Here is a 17,158-nt window from a genome sequence, read left to right on the forward strand (position 1 = left end):
AACAGCCTTTCCGTTATACTTAGATTAAGCAATACATAGAAAAGGGATGAGGGGAGAACATATGAAACAAGAGACACTGGAGCTTTTTAAAACATTAACCGAATTACAAGGGGCATCAGGTAATGAACATCTCGTTCGCCAATTTATGAAGGGTGAATTGCAAAAATATGCAGATGAGATTATTCAGGATAATTTAGGTGGCATTTTTGGTGTCAAAAAGGGCGAGGGTCCTAAAGTTATGGTTGCTGGGCACATGGATGAAGTTGGCTTTATGGTTACGCAAATTACGGAAAACGGGATGATTCGTTTTCAGACGCTTGGTGGCTGGTGGAATCAGGTCATGCTTGCGCAGCGCGTCCAGATAATGACAGCTAATGGTCCGGTAATCGGAGTCATTGGATCCATTCCTCCGCATAACCTTACACCTGAACAGCGCAAAAAACCGATGGAGACAAAAAATATGCTGATCGATATTGGTGCAGATGACCGTGACGATGCACGACAAATCGGGATTAAACCAGGGCAGGCAATCGTACCAATTTGTCCGTTTACCCCAATGGCAAACAGCAAAAAAATCCTGGCAAAGGCATGGGATAATCGTTATGGATGCGGACTTTCCATTGAACTTTTAAAAGAATTGCAAAACGAAACCGTGCCAAATCAATTGTTCTCTGGTGCTACTGTCCAGGAGGAGGTTGGCTTACGGGGGGCACAGGTTGCCGCGAATATGATTCAGCCGGATATTTTTTATGCACTGGATGCATCACCGGCAAATGACATGTCAGGTGACAAAAAGGAATTTGGACAATTAGGCGAAGGAGCCTTGCTAAGGATTTTTGACCGATCGATGATAACGCATAAAGGAATGCGTGAGTTTGTTTTAGAGACAGCTGAGTCGAATCATATTCCATATCAGTATTTTATATCCCAAGGTGGAACAGATGCGGGGAAGGTCCATCTGGCAAACGATGGTGTTCCATCAGCGGTGATTGGCATTTGTTCTCGTTATATTCATACGTCAGCATCAATCGTTCATGTGGATGATTACGCGGCAGCCAAGGAACTTTTAGTTAAGTTGGTAAAAACAACCGATCAAAATACGGTGGATTATATTCGTAGTAAATAATTAACAAAAAGCGGAAGCCGCAGAGCGCTGGAGCCGTACGTGGCTACGTTATGACTGTCCGGCTAGTTGCATCATATGAAATTTGTAATTTCCCAAGTAAGGACCAAAACCGCTGCCGTGTTGGATGGTAGCGGCTAGCTTTTTGATTGTGAGGAATTCGTAAATGAAAATTATCATTGGTTCGAAAAACCCGGCAAAAGTTAACGCTGTTCTAGAAATATTCCCGGCGTATACAGTAATTAATATGGACGCAGCTTCGAGTGTATCCGCACAACCATTTTCAGATGAGGAAACAAGAGAAGGTGCGGTTAACCGGGCATTGGAATGTGTACAGAAAAACCCGAACACGCTCGGAGTTGGTCTTGAAGGTGGCGTGATGTATGTAGAAGATCAGCTTTATTTGTGTAATTGGGGAGCGCTGGTTGACCAGGAAAGAAATATTTATACAGCAAGTGGTGCCAGAATTCCATTACCGGAAAAAATCAATACCGAATTAAAAAAAGGCCATGAATTAGGAGATGTCATGGATCAATTCGCCAAAAAACAAGAAGTACGGAAAAAAGAAGGGGCAATTGGTGTTTTCACGAATGAACTTGTTACGAGGAAGGAAATGTTTGTCCATATCATAAAACTGTTGCGCGGACAGTGGGAGTTTCATAACCGGTTTTAACATGCAGCGGAAAAGGATTCCGCTGCAACCCAATTATTCAAAAATATAGTTTAATACATCAAGAGCCTGATCAACAGTTTCAACGGTAACATTTGCTTTATTCGATAGTTCTTTTAATGGGTGGATCAGTGATTCAGGGCGAATAATAATCGTTGGTTTATTCATCGTAATGGCAGCACTTGCATCCATTGCCGTATTCCATTGTTTGTATTTTTCACCGAAAAGAGCAATGACGACATCCGATTTCTGCATTAACACTTGGGTTCGCAAGTTATTGATGCTTGACGCTGCATCATCTTTATAAATTTTACCTGGTTGTTCGCCTAAAACATCTTCGCCAATATTATCTGATCGATCATGGTTTGTTTGTGGCGCTACGAACGTTAACGGAAGCTTTTTTTCCTCTGCCTTCTTTTGTAAATCTTTACGCCAATCGTCATGAATCTGGCCAGCTAAATAAACGGTTAATTCCATTCTAATCCCTCCAAAACATGTTCATTATCATACTTCCATTTTAAAGACTTTTTTACGTAATGCAATCCTTCTGCATGGTTGGAAAAATATAACCTAGTCAAATAGCTGAAGTGCAGGATTTTCCTGCTTTAATCAGGTAGCTTTTTGTTGCTATCACAGAAAAACAAAGATACTATTACATTGGAGGTTGATGGACATGCAAACATTGGAAACAAAAGAGCAATTTGTAAAATATATAGAGAACGATTCGGTTATTGCATTATTCAGTGCGGATTGGTGTCCGGACTGCCGGGTGATCGAACCAATTTTACCCGAAATTGAACATGCATATCCAGCGTTTACGTTTATATTGATTGACCGTGACCAATTTATTGAATTGTGCCAGGAATACGATGTCTTTGGTATACCTAGTTTTATTGCATTTAAGGAGGGCGAAGAAATTGACCGGTTTGTCAGTAAAGATCGAAAAACGAAGGAAGAAATTGAGGCATTTTTGGACGGGTTGCCGGACTAATTCCGATTGGAGCTTCCGTGAAGGAGGAATAAGCGATGAAAATGACAAGCATAAAAATGAAACGGATCTTGGAAGAGCGGCTTGTGAATCCGGATTATCAGACTTCCTATAACAGGGATAAGGATACGTTTCGGATTGAATGGAAGGTTACGAAGCAGGGAGTTACGATTACGTTGCCGAACGTGATCGGAAAATATAATCAGCGCGGTGAGCAGGCAATTGATGAGTTAGTTGACCATATTACGGAGTCGCTGCGGATTATGAATCAGGAATATGAATTAACCGGGATGGAGAAGCATATTTTTCCGGTTATCCGGGCAACATCCTTTCCGACTGAAACGAAGGCAGGTACGACATTGGCCACAAAGGATCACACGGCAGAAACGCGGATTTTTTATGCCTTGGATCTGGGGAAATCGTACCGGTTAATTGACGAACCGATGCTGGAAAAAGAAAACTGGACTTATGAACGAATTGACGAGATTGCAACATTTAATATTCGTTCATTAAAGGCCGATCCCAAAAAGGATACCGTAGCAGACAATGATTTTTATTTTATTGCAACACAAGACGGTTATGATGCAAGCAGAATTCTAAACGAGGCATTTTTGGAAGAAATGAAAGCAAATAGTAAAGGGGAACTGGCCTTGGCGGTTCCGCATCAGGATGTTTTGATATTGGCTGACATTCAAAACAAAACAGGCTATGATATATTAGCACAGATGACGATGAAGTTTTTTGCAGAAGGCAGAATTCCAATTACATCCTTATCATTCATTTACGAGGATAGAAGATTGGAACCGATCTTCATTTTGGCAAAAAACAGGCCGGAGAAATAGAAAGGATGAACGTAGATGGATGTATTTTATAATCCGACGGGAATTGGTGATGTACTCATTATTCCTTTAGACGATGGCAATCGCTATGAGATAAAGCAGGAGCACTATGGAGACATTACAAAGATTACAAATCAGCAGGGAAAAGTACTAGGATATAATATTTTTCAGGCTTCCACCCATTTCGAACTGTCTGATACCGGGAAATTCGTATTAACGGAGGGTTTGTTAAGCAAATTAAAAGCATTTTTTGCAAAAAATGGGCTGTCCGATAAGCTTGAGTTAGATTTAAGTCCGAAATTCGTTGTTGGCTATGTGAAAAGTAAAACAGCTCATGAAAATGCTGATAAGTTAAGTGTCTGTCAGGTTGATACCGGAGATGAAACCTTGCAAATCGTTTGTGGTGCACCGAATGTTGATTCCGGCCAGAAGGTTGTAGTAGCTAAGGTCGGGGCAGTAATGCCAAGCGGACTTAAAATTAAACCGACAAAATTACGTGGGGTTCCATCGAATGGTATGATATGTTCGCAAAAAGAATTAGGCTTGCCGAATGCGCCGAAAGAAAAAGGTATCTACGTGCTGGAAGACAGCTACAAAAAAGGAGATGCATTTCATTTTTAAGTGTAAGTTCAAAAAGCAACCTATGTCTTCAGGGCTTGGGTTGTTTTTCTGTTTAAAGGCTGATGTGAAATACACACTAACAAACAACATGAAAAACTGATAAAATAGAGTGGAAGAAGTTTTAAGCAGAGAAAGAAATGAGTGAAAAATATGTGGGACCAATGGAAGAAAAGAATAACGGATCTATTTTTTACAGAGGTAATAGAGGAAGAAGAAATAGAGAGAAAGCCACGTGAACACAGCTTTCATGATCAGGAACTACATACGAAGGTTGTGCATAAATACCCGAATCGAAAATCCTTTCGTTTTCCAGTGATCCCTGACGATCCTAAAACGAATGAAGCGATAGAAAGACCGGCATTTGAACGAAAACGAAGAGAACCGAAAAAGCCGGCAGAGCCGCAAAAAACCGAGAGCAAAATAGAAAAACAGACAACGGATAACAAGCCATTTCGCCCAACGGAAGTCCCGTCGCCAATTTATGGTTATCAAAAGCGAAAAAAGGAAAAAGAGGTAGAAGAGATTCCGGCGTTCGTCCGTAAACAGCAAACGGAGGAAGCGGCTGCGGCAGCTTTTGACTTGCCGGTGATACAGGAAACGAAAGAAACAAAGGAAACCAATGAACAACGGAAAGTAGGGGATAATGAAGCAGTAAAGAACCAGTCGGTATTACAAGAAAACAAGGAAACAGTAGGGCATCCCGCTGTAACTGACGAGAAGGAAGCGGAGAAGTACGCGAAGGTCCAGCAAAATAGATCTAAACATACCGTGGACGAACATACTGAAAATGAAAAGCCAGAGCAGCAGGAAGTCGAGACTTCAGCAGAGATAAATGGTGTACACGTCAAAGAATTACCAAAAAAGAGAAATCCAGTTGCTTCTCCAAACAGCAATAACCAACGAAAAGAACGTAAACGAAAGATAGAAGAACAAGCGAACAATAAGTCAAATCACACAGTGCCATTTAATGTCATGATGAGTGCAAACGACAAACGGAGGCATCGTGAGAGAAAACAAAGGATGAACACACTTCATCCAATTGCACCCAATCCAAAAAGTGACATTCCGTATTATTTATTGGCCGACCCTGAACCGAAAAATAGTCAGGATCAACTGTGGGTAACGAACCAGCAGGAGCTTCTGGAACAAACGTTAAAATATTTTCATGTCAAGGCAAGGGTAGTCAATGCGACACAAGGACCTTCCGTAACAAGATTTGAAGTTCATCCGGAAATGGGGGTGAAGGTCAGCAAAGTAAAAAATCTGAGCGATGATTTAAAATTGAATATGGCAGCAAAGGATATCCGTATCGAAGCACCAATTCCTGGAAAAAATACCATTGGGATTGAAATCCCCAATCCGAAGCCGCAAATGGTTGGGTTACAGGAAATTTTTGCGACAGAAGCTTTTAAAACCAGCACATCACCGCTAACAATTGCTTTAGGTTTAACCATTGAAGGCGCACCGTTAATCACCAATATTAAGAAAATGCCGCATGGTTTAATTGCTGGTGCAACCGGGTCAGGGAAAAGCGTGTGCATTAACACGATCCTGATTAGTCTGTTGTATAAGGCCAGTCATGAAGACGTTAAATTTCTGCTGATTGATCCAAAGATGGTTGAACTTGCGCCATTTAATAATATCCCGCACCTTGTTGCACCAGTGATAACTGATGTAAAAGCAGCGACACAGGCCTTGAAATGGGCTGTTAATGAGATGGAAGAGCGATATGAGAAATTTGTCCATGAAGGTGTCAGGGATATTGAGCGATATAATCAAAAAATGAAGAAGCAAAACCGGATCGATGAGAAAATGCCGTTTTTGGTCATCGTTATTGACGAGTTGGCTGATCTGATGATGGTTTCCCCGCAGGATGTCGAGGACGCCATATGCCGGATTGCACAAAAAGCACGGGCATGCGGAATCCATTTATTGTTAGCTACACAGCGCCCATCAGTGGATGTTATAACGGGATTAATTAAGGCAAATATTCCGACGCGAATCGCGTTTAGTGTTTCATCACAGGTTGATTCAAGGACGATCATTGACACAAGCGGTGCTGAGAAGCTATTAGGAAAAGGGGATATGCTGTTTGTAGAAAATGGTGCTGGCAAGAGTGTACGGCTGCAAGGAGCATTTGTCTCGGATGACGAGATTGAACGGGTTACCAAGTATGCCAGAACGATTGCTCCTGCCAATTATTTATTTGAGCAGGATGAGCTGCTGGAGCAAATCGATGTTGAAAACGAAGAGGATAACTTATTGGAGCAAGCAGTTGCCTTTGTTGTTGAGCAGCATAGTGCCAGTACATCATTATTACAACGCCATTTCAAAATAGGCTATAATCGCGCTGCCCGCTTAATGGATACAATGGAACGAAAGGGGATTATCGCTCAGCAAAATGGGAGTAAGCCAAGAGAGGTGTTAATTTCCAATTCACAACTGAAAATTCAGGAATAATTTTTTCCTTGTCGAACCAGATATATTCTTATATGATAGGTTATAAGCGTGTTCAAAACGATCAGACCACTTCTTACTATAGAGAAACGGCAAACTGTCACACTATCATATAAGGAGAAGCAAACCTATGAAAGAAATTGAGCAAAAATTAAGCGGGGAGATTAAACGCTTGACAAATAAAACATTTAAGTTTGATGAGCGTATCAGGGAAGGCTGGTTCTCGGCAGTATATTTTTTGAAAACAAAAGAAATTGCTGAGAAAAGGCTTCCCAATAATTATGTAACGATGCAGTTTTTTCAGAAAAAACATGCCGTTTTATGTGGAACCGATGAAGCTATTGCATTAGTACATACATTTGCGCATGAACCTGAAAAATTGGAAATCCACTCATTAAAAGATGGCGATAAGATTGCACCCTATGAAACGGTCCTGACCATTTCTGGAGCCTATCAGCATTTTGGCTTTCTGGAGGGGATTATTGACGGAATTTTAGCAAGAAGAACATCGGTAGCAACAAATGTATATAATGTCGTAAAAGCGGCCCGATCTACAGGTAAACAGAAGCCGATTATTTTTATGGGCGATCGTGACGATCATTTTACCCAGCAGGCAGGTGACGGTTATGCTGCCTTTATCGGCGGTTCAACAGCACAAGCAACTCATGCAATGAACGAATGGTGGGGGAAAAAGGGAATGGGCACAATGCCACACGCGATGATCCAAATGTTTCGCGGTGATGTTGTCGCTGCATCAAAAGCGTACCATGAAATGTATCCTGAGGATGAGCTTGTTACACTTGTTGATTATAATAACGACGTGATAACAGATGCGTTAAAGGTTGCCAGGGCATTCGGCACAGATTTAAAAGGTGTACGTGTTGATACATCACGGACACTTGTTGATAAATATTTTTTGCGAAATCATCATTTGATGGGCACTTTCGATCCGCGTGGAGCAAGTCCTGAACTTATATTTGCATTGCGAAAAGCACTGGATGAAGAAGGATATCCCCACGTAAATATTGTTGTAAGCGGCGGATTTACTGAAAAACGTATTGAACAGTTTGAAATGCTTGGTGTTCCCGTGGATATGTATGGTGTTGGCGGCAGTTTATTAAATATAAACATTGGCTTCACAGGTGATAATGTCCTGCTTAACGGCACACCAGAAGCAAAAGAGGGAAGACGGTACAGACCAAACCCACGTCTTGAACCAGTAGAATACAGCAGCCAGACGATTTAAAAACGAAAGCGGATACAAACCAGTGCTGGAAGTGGCCATATCTATCGGTTTAGCGGCATTTAGAGTTAACGCTTCCTGAGTAAGAGAAAATACAGTAACATTATTCTGACGGTGGAGAAAAAATAATTTATTTTACTCTTACTTTACTTTTGCTATAATTATGTAATAGCTACCCGAAAAGAAGGATGGCTAATCCTTTTTACACATAAATTTGGAGGTTCTTTTTTATGACAACTTACCATTTTATTGGTATTAAGGGGACAGGAATGAGTGCCCTTGCCCATATACTTTACGATTCCGGAGAAAAGGTGCAAGGATCTGATGTAGAAAAGCGTTTTTTTACACAGGAAGCATTAGAGGAGAAAAGCATTCCGATACTCCCTTTTTTAGAAGATAACATCAAAGATGACTATACGATCATTGCCGGAAATGCATTTTCAGAAGACCATATTGAAATTAAAGCTGCAAGAGAAAAGGGAAACAAATTTTATCGTTATCATGAGTTTTTAGGAGAATGGTTAAAGCAATATACAAGTATTGCGGTAACCGGTGCACATGGGAAAACATCGACAACAGGATTGCTTGCTCACGTTTTAAACGAAACATACCCAGTCTCTTATCTAATTGGTGATGGTACAGGTAAAGGCCATGTGGACAGCAAGTATTTTGTTTTTGAAGCATGTGAATATCGCCGCCATTTCCTGCAATACGAACCGAATTATGCGATTATGACGAACATTGATTTTGACCATCCGGATTATTTTACGAGCATTGATGATGTGTTTGATGCATTTCAATCAATGGCAGATCGTGTAAAAAAAGGAATTATTGCGTGTGGAGATGATGAAAAATTGCAGCAAATCCAGGCCAAAGTACCAGTAATGTATTATGGGTTTGCAAATACAAATGACTTTCAGGCGCAAAATGTAATTGAAACGGAAAGCGGTACGCAATTTGACGTGTTTGTGCGGAATACTTTTTATGACACATTTACGATTCCGTTTTACGGGGACCATAATATTTTGAATGCTTTGTCTGTCATTGCTATTTGTCATTATGAAGGCATGCAGGCTGAGGACATCAAAAAAATCAGTACGTTTCAAGGCGTTAAGCGCAGGTTTACCGAGAAAAAAGCGGGGACTCAGGTTTTAATTGATGATTATGCACACCATCCGAAAGAAATAGAGGCAACAATTAATTCAGCAAGAAAGAAGTATCCGGGGAAATCAATTGTCGCCATTTTTCAGCCACATACATTTACAAGGACAAAGACATTTTTGCAGGAGTTTGCCGATAGTTTAGATATGGCCGATCACGTATATTTATGTGATATTTTTGGATCTGCGAGAGAAGAAAGTGGAAAACTTACGATTCATGATCTGGAAAAGCTGATTAATGGCAGCACGATACTGGATTTGACACACACTGAGCGTCTGCTAAGCTATCCCGACAGTGTTTTGATTTTCATGGGAGCAGGAGATATTCAAAAATTCCAGCAAGCTTATGAGGAACAATTAAGTATGTATGATAATAAATTGAAAAATGCCTGATATGGAAGAGTCTATGTTAAATAGGTTGTTCAAAAAGTCATCAAATGATAAGCGGCATACTCGGGGGGAATTTTCCTTGGTGCTCTTATTAAACTGGCTCAACCTTTAAGACCCAGTTTGGCAACTTTTCGAACATGCACGTAAAGGCTCTTTTTCCACATGATGAATATACAAGCATTGCCAAGGAATTTATCCGTTTTTGTCGAAATGAATTGGACAAACCTGTATAGTTGAACAAGGAATAGGTTTAGTCCAATTTTGTTCGGGTATTATTTAAGTAATTGTTGGTATCTTAGTTAATACTAATGACTATCAATCAACATTACTGTATAAAATAAAATACATATATTTAGAAGGAGCTGAATTACATGGAATACTTATTAGCTATTGCTGCGTTTATTGCTGCTGTGGCCTTTGCAGTATTAGTAGCTTATTTAGCAATGACATTGGTAGCTGCCCGACGTACATTAAATAACGTAGCGGATACAATGGAAAATATGGAAAAACAAATGCGGGGGATTACCAAAGAGACAGAGGAATTATTAAATAAAACGAATAAACTAGCAGAGGATGCAAGTCAAAAATCCGCAAAAATGAATGGTCTTTTTGAAGGTGTAAAAGGTATTGGTGACACGGTAAAAGATTTCAATCAAACATTAAGACAAGTTTCAGCAAGCATCTCGAAATCTGCTTCCCAGAATCAGGACAAGGCATCACAGGCAGTGAAGTGGGGCGCAGCAATGATGGATTTATGGAAAAAAAATAAACATAAATAAATTTGGAGGAGGAGATTGTATGGGAGCCAAACAAGATGGTAATATAAACACGAAAGATTTTGTTATTGGAGCGCTAATTGGTGGTATTGTTGGTGCGTCCACTGCACTATTATATGCGCCAAAATCCGGTAAAGAACTACGGGGGGATATTAATCAGGGTGCCACCCAATTAAAAGACCGGGCGAATGATTGGAAAGATGTTGCCTATGAAAAAGGATCTGCATTAAAAGATAAAGCGTACAATATGGGTACAGAGGTGAAAGGCAAAGCAGTAGATTCCGCTTCTCAGCTATCAAAGAATGTTTCACAAAAAACACAGGAGTTAACCAAAACCGTCCAAAACAAGCTGCAGGATAAGCGGAATAAAGAGGACGAGGCATTACAAGCAGCTGAAGAAGTAGCCGAAGCAATTGAAGAAGCTGCAGATGAATTGGAAAAGAAATAACCTTTTACCATAAAAAGGAGCTGCCTTTTAAGGTTAGCTCCTTTTTATGTGTAATAAATGGGGGACGATCGCGTGTCGATTTAATCCTCCCAAATCAGCTCCAGATTATCGCCATCGTGAATGGTTTCATGAAAAGTCGCTGGCTGTTTGTTTTTATACAGTTTGAAATTTCCTGAAGCATTCGCTAAATCGATCTCAATATAACGAAAAATGTCTTGAAAAATATACGGTGTAACAGTTTGTCGTCTCACCTCAAGCTTGTCATTCGGCATAAGAAGTGTATCCTCGGATAATTCCTCCTGATTTCGATAAACTTTGTTGAATTGCTGCTTTACCAAAACCGGTTTGTTATTAAACGTGACCGTAATGGAATCCCAAAGCACTTCATGACACTGGTTAAGTATGTCATTAACAGTCGGATGCTTTCGTGTTTTGATGGTTATATGATCGCCATTTTTTAATGGTTGATTGATTATCGCTTTTTCGTTATTCAAGTACAGCTGTGTCCCACCTTTATTCTGCAGGATAACCTCCTTGTTATTTACATACACATGAAATGCTTGTACTGTTTTACGTTTTTCCGGAGCCAATGTTTCGATAAAGTCCTGAACGGTTCTGGTTTGGTTCCACTCGATGCTATCATTATCTTGCAGAATATAATCCTTTTCTTGACGAACCCCGTTGACATAGAAAGTAGTCGTGATTTGATAGGCTGTATCGTTGAAATAGATCGTAAACGATGAGACTTCGCCAACAAGCTCTTCCAAAGTAACGGTTGGTTCTTTTCCGTCCACGCCTTTTACAAGCGAAATGCTGTCACCATGATGAACGATTGTATCAACATTTGCTGGGCTGTTGTTTAACTGGACTACAGGCGCTTTTCCGTATTCGCCTGGTAGTGTGACGGTCTTGTCGTTTACCGTAACAATAGCTGCAACTCCTGGTCTTCCATACCATTTATTTATCTCAATTCCAGCCTGTACCAAACAATCGCCAATTGTTAATTGCTTCATTTCAAACAGTCGGATGGTTTGATTATTAACACTGACACTGACATAGTGTACTGGATTCTCTATAGCGGCAATGGCAATCCCGATTGGTGTCACATAATCAGGACCTGTCGGAAGTTGTTCTGTTTTTGTTATATGTTGGATCGCGTCAATTCCTCGTACCGCAACACGATTGGCTGGCAGCTGCAGTTTCTTTGCCAGAGCCGTGTTTATCCCTGGGGTCAAACTGCCACCGCCAACAAGCATGACAGCTTTCGGCGCCCGTGAGTTTAATTGAATGATTTCCTCGGCAATTGCACCTGCTAATCGTTCAACATCTGATGTAATGTCATGCATTAACGTAGTATGGTCAATCGTTGTTTCAAAGCCCAGGATGTCCTGAACGGTATCCTTACCATTCAATACAATTTCCTTTTTCGTCTGCTCTGCTTCTGGAAAATCCAATAAATAGTAATCACTGATCGCCTCCGTTATTTCATCGCCGGCAACCGGAACCATTCCATAGGCGACAACTGTACCCTTATCTGTTATAGCAATATCACTCGTACCAGCTCCAATGTCGACAAGTGCCACATTCAGCCGCCGCATTGATTCCGGGATAAGTACATGAATTGCCGCAATCGGCTCCAGGGTCAGTGCTTCCATTTCCAATTCCGCTCGTGATAACGCCGCTAAAAGAGATTCGACGACCACTTTTGGCAAAAATGTAGCAATAATTTCTGCTGCTGCCTTTTTGCCGCTCTGATCAATCAAGGAACCGATTACTTCACCATCAAGCTTATAGTGCAGTACAGAATAACCAACACAATAATAGTTTGTATAGTCACCATCATTTTCATTGTTGGCAAGCTGGCGCTGGGCCGCTTGGACAGCACTTAATTCCAAATGCTTGATTATATCGTTTTCTGCAATTGGCTGCTGGTTTAAATCAAGCTCAGCAGTTGCTTGAACCGTCTTAAGTGCCCTGCCGGCAGCAGCAACACAAACGGACGGTAATTCGCCATATGGTTGTTCGAGCTGCTGTTTAACATCATGGATAACGTCAGCAACTTCAATTACATTATGTATTTGCCCATCCCGCATTGATCGTTCCTTATGTTCTTTTGTATAGAAATCGATAATCGAAAATCTATCACTCTGTTTTTCTAATAAAATACCTGTTACGGATCTTGTACCAATATCCAGTGCAAAAATGCGCTCTTCCATCATGAAAAATCCCTTTCCAGAAAGAATATAGTTATAATTATAAACTTTTTGCTGACAAAGAAAAAATTTTTAGCTATAATTGTCTCTAATTATTAAAAATGTATTATATTTAGGAGGAGATTTTAGGATGAATGAAATGGAACAACTGCGCAATCAGTTAGACAGTGTTAATCTTGAACTGTTAGAGCTTGTAAATCGGCGTGCCGAGCTCGTTCGGCAAATCGGTGAAATAAAGGATAAGCAAGGTATGAAACGATATGATCCTGTACGAGAGCGGGATATGCTGAATAAGCTTGTCCAGCATAATGATGGTCCATTTGAAGATTCGACAGTGGAACACATTTTCAAAGAAATCTTCAAGGCTAGTCTGGAGCTGCAAGAGGATGATCATCGTAAAGCACTGCTCGTTTCGCGGAAAAAGAAACCGGAAGATACGGTGATCGATATTAAGGGAGAAAAGGTTGGAGATGGTAATACCCATTTTGTTTTCGGTCCGTGTGCTGTTGAAAGCTATGAGCAAACGAGCGCGGTAGCGGAGGCGGTTAAGCGAAGAGGGGTTAAACTGCTAAGGGGTGGTGCCTTCAAGCCTAGAACATCACCATATGATTTCCAGGGACTTGGAATCGAAGGACTGCAAATCTTGAAACGGGTTGCCGATGAATATGATCTGGCGGTGGTAAGCGAAATTGTTAATCCAGCACATATTGAAAAGGCGGTGGATTACCTTGATGTCATCCAGATTGGCGCACGTAATATGCAAAACTTTGAGCTGCTAAAGGCAGCAGGGGATGTCAATAAGCCTATATTATTGAAACGTGGTTTATCCGCAACAATATCAGAATTTATCAATGCTGCAGAATATATTATATCACGTGGCAATGGAAATATTATTCTTTGTGAACGCGGAATTAGAACGTATGAAAAAGCGACACGGAATACACTGGATATTTCGGCTGTTCCGATTTTGAAACAGGAGACACATTTACCTGTTATGGTTGATGTAACACACTCAACTGGTCGAAGGGATTTGCTGCTTCCAACAGCAAAGGCTGCTCTGGCAATTGGTGCCGATGGGGTAATGGCCGAGGTGCATCCGGATCCGGCAGTAGCCCTGTCTGATTCTGCACAGCAAATGGATATTCCAATGTTTGATTCGTTCATGGATGCTTTAGCTTCCTATACGGCAACAGCTGCCCGTTCATAAGCACAAAAGCGCAAGCGCCCATTTTGAGGAAGGACGACTAAAACCGGCACGTCCCCTTTCACCGATATTAACTTATCGTATGGAGGGGGAACACTAACAACCTGGAAATGGATTTTTCTAGGTTAGTTGTATAAATCTGTAAATTTTTCGCCTGCTTTACTAAGAAAAATAATGGCTGGTCAACATTTGATCAGTCTTTTTATTTTTTAATTGTTTATTTTGTGGTACAGTATGATATATATAACTTTAGGACGTGTCAACGTTAAAAATTTGGAGGTTTTAGCAAAATGAATATCACAATATATGATGTAGCAAGGGAAGCAAATGTATCGATGGCAACAGTTTCACGTGTGGTTAATGGAAATCCGAATGTGAAACCTGTAACACGTAAAAAGGTACTGGCAACAATTGAGCGGCTGGGATATCGGCCTAATGCCGTTGCCAGAGGACTAGCTAGTAAAAAAACAACGACAGTAGGTGCGATTATTCCGGATGTTTCCAGCATCTTTTTTGCCGAATTAGCAAGGGGTATAGAGGATATAGCAACAATGTATAAATACAATATTATTTTGAGTAATTCGGACCAGAACAAGGATAAAGAATTGCAATTGATCAATACGATGCTGGAAAAACAAGTTGATGGTATTTTATTTATGGGTGGAGACATTACTGAGGAGCATGTGAACCAATTTCAATCATCGTCTGTTCCAGTTGTACTGGCAGCAACATTTGACGAATCAGAGACAATTCCATCGGTTAACATTGATTATGAAGCTGCTGCCTATGAAGCAACGAAATTTCTAATCGATCAGGGAAATGACCATCCTGCTTATGTAACTAGTCAGGATGGAACGCTTATCAATAAATTGAAATTTGCTGGTTATACTCGGGCGCTGAAGGAGTCAGGTGCAACTGTCAACGAGGATTACGTTGTAGAAGGTGACTATTCGTATGATTCGGGAATAGAGGCTGCTGAACAGCTATTATCACATGATAAAAAGCCGGCCGCAATATTTGTCGCTTCCGATGAGATGGCATTAGGGGTTATCCATGGAATACAGGATAAAGGCCTAAACGTACCCGGGGACATCGAGGTGTTTGGTTTTAATAACACGAGAATCGCAACAATGGTCCGTCCCACACTTTCAACCATTGTCCAGCCAATGTATGATATTGGTGCAGTAGCGATGCGGTTATTGACGAAATATATGAATAAAGAAGATGTATCCGAGAAGAAGGTTGTATTGCCACACCGAATTATTGAAAGGGACTCAACAAATCGAAAATAATGCCGATATATAGAATGAGTCATATTGGAAGGGAAACGGCAGTTTAATCAGCTTGATGAGGATCCTGTGTGCAGTTTCCCGTTATTCATCTAGGTTTGGGGAGATTACGATGAGGAAAAGAGATATATTAACTCCAATCGGCATTACATTCGGATTTATTATGATTATGCTTGCCATTTTAACAAATGGTGGAAGCAAAGGGGCTATCACGTTTCTTGATGTTTCTTCCATTTTCATTGTAATTGGCGGGTTGATCGCATCATTGATGATTAATTTTAAAATGGAACAAATGAAGCTGGCAACAAAGGTATTGAAAGAAGCATTTCACAAAAACGATCAGCAGCTCCCACAATTGATCAAACTGTTTGTACAATTGTCGGAACGCGCACGCCGGGAAGGGATATTGGCCTTGGAAAATGAGCTGGATGAAGTGGAGAATCCGTTCATTAAAAAAGGTATATTGCTTGCTGTTGACGGGATTGAACCGGAAGTAATCAATGATATTATGAATGCGGAAATCACAGCAATGGAGGAACGCCATTATCAAGGACGAGCCATTATTGAAAAAGCTGGGGAATACGCACCAGCATGGGGAATGATTGGTACGCTGGTCGGACTGGTTCTAATGCTGAATAATCTTGAGGATCCTGCTACATTGGGGCCGGCAATGGCTGTTGCGCTTCTGACAACCCTGTATGGAACGGTGCTTGCTAACCTGGTATTTATTCCGATGGCAAGTAAATTGGAAGGAAAAACAGAAGAAGAAGTTTTTATGAAACAAATTATTATTGAAGGGATTATTGGAGTTCAGTCCGGACAAAATCCACGGATTCTGGAGGAAAAGCTTAGTGCGTTTCTCTCCAATGAATCGAAGCTGTCAGAAAAGCAGCAGGATGAAGCAGCGTTCGTGGAGGAGAGCGTCCATGAAGCGTAGACAAATAAAGAAAACGAGAAATAACGGTGCACCAAAATGGATGGTTACCTATTCAGACATGGTCACATTAATACTTGTCTTCTTTATATTATTGTTCTCCATGTCACAAATTGATTTAGTAAAATTTGAGGCTATTTCTGAGTCATTTCGGAACCGGATGGTTTTAGATTTTTATCCATCACCTGTACCGATGGAGAATCCAACTGAAAGTACGAGTGATCAGGAAAGCGGGAAAAATTCCAACGAGTTTGAGAACCCCGCACAATTGGAAAATTTAAATGACAGGGATGACGAAACTGGCGATAAAACAGATTCACTGGATAAATTAATGGAAGACGTTGAGAAATACTTGCATGAAAATAAGCTAGAAAACGTAATTTCGGCCAGCCGAACCGACCGTGGTGTCGTTTTGGTATTACAGGAGAGTATTTTATTTGACTCTGGAGAAGCCGCTATTCTCGATTCCGGGAAACCCTTTCTCAATAAAATAGGTACACTGCTTGAAGAGATGCCAAATCATGTGAAAGTAGAAGGACATACAGACAGCAGACCAATTTCGAATTTCCGCTACCCGTCAAATTGGGAATTATCCGGGGCAAGAGCCAGCAGTGTTATTCGTTATCTCATTACAGAGAACGATTTTGATGAATCCCGTTTTTCCTCAGTAGGTTATGGGGACACACAACCAATTGTACCGAACACCTCGAAAAAAAATTGGAGTAAAAACAGACGTGTTGAAATCGTCATATTGGAAGATAATACAGAACAGAATAATGGATAAAGGGAGATGACGTACAGGT

Annotated in this window: 16 protein-coding genes; 14 read left to right on the forward strand and 2 right to left on the reverse strand. The window is 40.8% G+C overall.

Annotation, left to right across the window (positions count from 1 at the left end; all coding sequences use genetic code 11):
- Positions 1-61 precede the first annotated feature (61 nt).
- Together IEX12_RS00245 and IEX12_RS00250 are read left to right on the forward strand one after the other, a co-directional pair.
- On the forward strand, positions 62-1,126 hold the full coding sequence (locus IEX12_RS00245) for a M42 family metallopeptidase (protein WP_155555418.1): 1,065 nt from the start codon (positions 62-64) through the stop codon (positions 1,124-1,126).
- A gap of 163 nt (positions 1,127-1,289) precedes the next feature.
- A complete protein-coding gene (locus tag IEX12_RS00250; RefSeq protein WP_155555419.1) occupies positions 1,290-1,796 on the forward strand; it encodes a DUF84 family protein in 507 nt (168 codons plus the stop codon).
- A gap of 33 nt (positions 1,797-1,829) precedes the next feature.
- On the opposite strand, the gene IEX12_RS00255 is transcribed toward IEX12_RS00250, so the two are convergent.
- Positions 1,830-2,270, reverse strand: coding sequence for a YtoQ family protein (locus IEX12_RS00255; RefSeq protein WP_088050904.1), 441 nt, complete (start codon positions 2,268-2,270; stop codon positions 1,830-1,832).
- Between the two features lie 196 nt (positions 2,271-2,466).
- Between IEX12_RS00255 and IEX12_RS00260 the strand changes: the two genes are divergently transcribed.
- The 8 genes from IEX12_RS00260 to IEX12_RS00295 all read left to right on the forward strand — a co-directional run bounded on the left by IEX12_RS00260 (position 2,467) and on the right by IEX12_RS00295 (position 10,715).
- Positions 2,467-2,784 (forward strand): thioredoxin family protein, encoded by a 318-nt coding sequence (locus IEX12_RS00260; RefSeq protein ID WP_088050903.1) that lies wholly within the window; start codon positions 2,467-2,469, stop codon positions 2,782-2,784.
- 35 nt (positions 2,785-2,819) lie between these two features.
- Positions 2,820-3,623 carry a DUF1444 domain-containing protein gene (locus IEX12_RS00265; RefSeq protein WP_102415031.1) on the forward strand — a complete coding sequence of 268 codons (804 nt, stop codon included), beginning with the start codon at positions 2,820-2,822 and terminating at the stop codon, positions 3,621-3,623.
- A gap of 15 nt (positions 3,624-3,638) precedes the next feature.
- Positions 3,639-4,241 carry a YtpR family tRNA-binding protein gene (ytpR, locus tag IEX12_RS00270; protein ID WP_088050901.1) on the forward strand — a complete coding sequence of 201 codons (603 nt, stop codon included), beginning with the start codon at positions 3,639-3,641 and terminating at the stop codon, positions 4,239-4,241.
- 150 nt (positions 4,242-4,391) lie between these two features.
- The gene (locus tag IEX12_RS00275) at positions 4,392-6,701 is read left to right on the forward strand and encodes a DNA translocase FtsK (protein WP_102415032.1); all 2,310 of its coding nucleotides are present in this window, start codon (positions 4,392-4,394) and stop codon (positions 6,699-6,701) included.
- A gap of 127 nt (positions 6,702-6,828) precedes the next feature.
- The gene (locus tag IEX12_RS00280) at positions 6,829-7,944 is read left to right on the forward strand and encodes a nicotinate phosphoribosyltransferase (RefSeq protein ID WP_088050899.1); all 1,116 of its coding nucleotides are present in this window, start codon (positions 6,829-6,831) and stop codon (positions 7,942-7,944) included.
- A 227-nt stretch (positions 7,945-8,171) separates the two neighbouring features.
- Entirely contained in the window at positions 8,172-9,494 is a 1,323-nt protein-coding gene (gene murC, locus IEX12_RS00285; RefSeq protein WP_088050898.1) for a UDP-N-acetylmuramate--L-alanine ligase, read from the forward strand.
- Positions 9,495-9,862: 368 nt separating this feature from the next.
- Complete coding sequence (locus tag IEX12_RS00290; RefSeq protein ID WP_088050897.1) at positions 9,863-10,270, forward strand: DUF948 domain-containing protein; 408 nt, start codon at positions 9,863-9,865, stop codon at positions 10,268-10,270.
- A 19-nt stretch (positions 10,271-10,289) separates the two neighbouring features.
- Positions 10,290-10,715, forward strand: a complete 426-nt coding sequence (locus IEX12_RS00295; protein WP_088050896.1) for a YtxH domain-containing protein — start codon at positions 10,290-10,292, stop codon at positions 10,713-10,715.
- A gap of 80 nt (positions 10,716-10,795) precedes the next feature.
- Here the strand turns inward: IEX12_RS00295 and IEX12_RS00300 are convergent, their stop codons facing one another.
- Positions 10,796-12,931: a cell division protein FtsA gene (locus IEX12_RS00300; protein ID WP_188724536.1), complete on the reverse strand. Its 2,136-nt coding sequence runs from the start codon at positions 12,929-12,931 to the stop codon at positions 10,796-10,798.
- Between the two features lie 127 nt (positions 12,932-13,058).
- On the opposite strand from IEX12_RS00300, the gene IEX12_RS00305 reads away from it, so the two are divergent.
- The 4 genes from IEX12_RS00305 to motS all read left to right on the forward strand — a co-directional run bounded on the left by IEX12_RS00305 (position 13,059) and on the right by motS (position 17,139).
- Positions 13,059-14,135 carry a bifunctional 3-deoxy-7-phosphoheptulonate synthase/chorismate mutase gene (locus IEX12_RS00305; RefSeq protein WP_088050895.1) on the forward strand — a complete coding sequence of 359 codons (1,077 nt, stop codon included), beginning with the start codon at positions 13,059-13,061 and terminating at the stop codon, positions 14,133-14,135.
- 287 nt (positions 14,136-14,422) lie between these two features.
- Entirely contained in the window at positions 14,423-15,424 is a 1,002-nt protein-coding gene (ccpA, locus tag IEX12_RS00310; protein WP_088050894.1) for a catabolite control protein A, read from the forward strand.
- Between the two features lie 109 nt (positions 15,425-15,533).
- Positions 15,534-16,358, forward strand: coding sequence for a flagellar motor protein MotP (gene motP / locus IEX12_RS00315; protein ID WP_102415034.1), 825 nt, complete (start codon positions 15,534-15,536; stop codon positions 16,356-16,358).
- Positions 16,348-17,139, forward strand: coding sequence for a flagellar motor protein MotS (gene motS / locus IEX12_RS00320; RefSeq protein WP_102415035.1), 792 nt, complete (start codon positions 16,348-16,350; stop codon positions 17,137-17,139). The genes motP and motS overlap by 11 nt, the downstream gene beginning before the upstream one ends.
- Positions 17,140-17,158: the final 19 nt, after the last annotated feature.

Origin of the sequence: Lentibacillus populi, assembly GCA_014642895.1 — a bacterium.
Classification (GTDB): Bacteria; Bacillota; Bacilli; order Bacillales; family Amphibacillaceae; genus Lentibacillus_C; species Lentibacillus_C populi.

What these genes read in the sequence shown, in the direction of transcription:
- ytpR (WP_088050901.1), top strand. Translation starts at nt 3,639, where the DNA reads ATGGATGTATTTTATAATCCGACGGGAATTGGTGATGTACTCATTATT.
- IEX12_RS00250 (WP_155555419.1), top strand. Translation starts at nt 1,290, where the DNA reads ATGAAAATTATCATTGGTTCGAAAAACCCGGCAAAAGTTAACGCTGTT.
- motS (WP_102415035.1), top strand. Translation starts at nt 16,348, where the DNA reads ATGAAGCGTAGACAAATAAAGAAAACGAGAAATAACGGTGCACCAAAA.
- IEX12_RS00260 (WP_088050903.1), top strand. Translation starts at nt 2,467, where the DNA reads ATGCAAACATTGGAAACAAAAGAGCAATTTGTAAAATATATAGAGAAC.
- IEX12_RS00290 (WP_088050897.1), top strand. Translation starts at nt 9,863, where the DNA reads ATGGAATACTTATTAGCTATTGCTGCGTTTATTGCTGCTGTGGCCTTT.
- murC (WP_088050898.1), top strand. Translation starts at nt 8,172, where the DNA reads ATGACAACTTACCATTTTATTGGTATTAAGGGGACAGGAATGAGTGCC.
- IEX12_RS00265 (WP_102415031.1), top strand. Translation starts at nt 2,820, where the DNA reads ATGAAAATGACAAGCATAAAAATGAAACGGATCTTGGAAGAGCGGCTT.
- IEX12_RS00295 (WP_088050896.1), top strand. Translation starts at nt 10,290, where the DNA reads ATGGGAGCCAAACAAGATGGTAATATAAACACGAAAGATTTTGTTATT.
- IEX12_RS00300 (WP_188724536.1), bottom strand. Translation starts at nt 12,931, where the DNA reads ATGGAAGAGCGCATTTTTGCACTGGATATTGGTACAAGATCCGTAACA.
- motP (WP_102415034.1), top strand. Translation starts at nt 15,534, where the DNA reads ATGAGGAAAAGAGATATATTAACTCCAATCGGCATTACATTCGGATTT.
- IEX12_RS00280 (WP_088050899.1), top strand. Translation starts at nt 6,829, where the DNA reads ATGAAAGAAATTGAGCAAAAATTAAGCGGGGAGATTAAACGCTTGACA.
- IEX12_RS00245 (WP_155555418.1), top strand. Translation starts at nt 62, where the DNA reads ATGAAACAAGAGACACTGGAGCTTTTTAAAACATTAACCGAATTACAA.
- IEX12_RS00255 (WP_088050904.1), bottom strand. Translation starts at nt 2,270, where the DNA reads ATGGAATTAACCGTTTATTTAGCTGGCCAGATTCATGACGATTGGCGT.
- ccpA (WP_088050894.1), top strand. Translation starts at nt 14,423, where the DNA reads ATGAATATCACAATATATGATGTAGCAAGGGAAGCAAATGTATCGATG.
- IEX12_RS00305 (WP_088050895.1), top strand. Translation starts at nt 13,059, where the DNA reads ATGAATGAAATGGAACAACTGCGCAATCAGTTAGACAGTGTTAATCTT.
- IEX12_RS00275 (WP_102415032.1), top strand. Translation starts at nt 4,392, where the DNA reads ATGTGGGACCAATGGAAGAAAAGAATAACGGATCTATTTTTTACAGAG.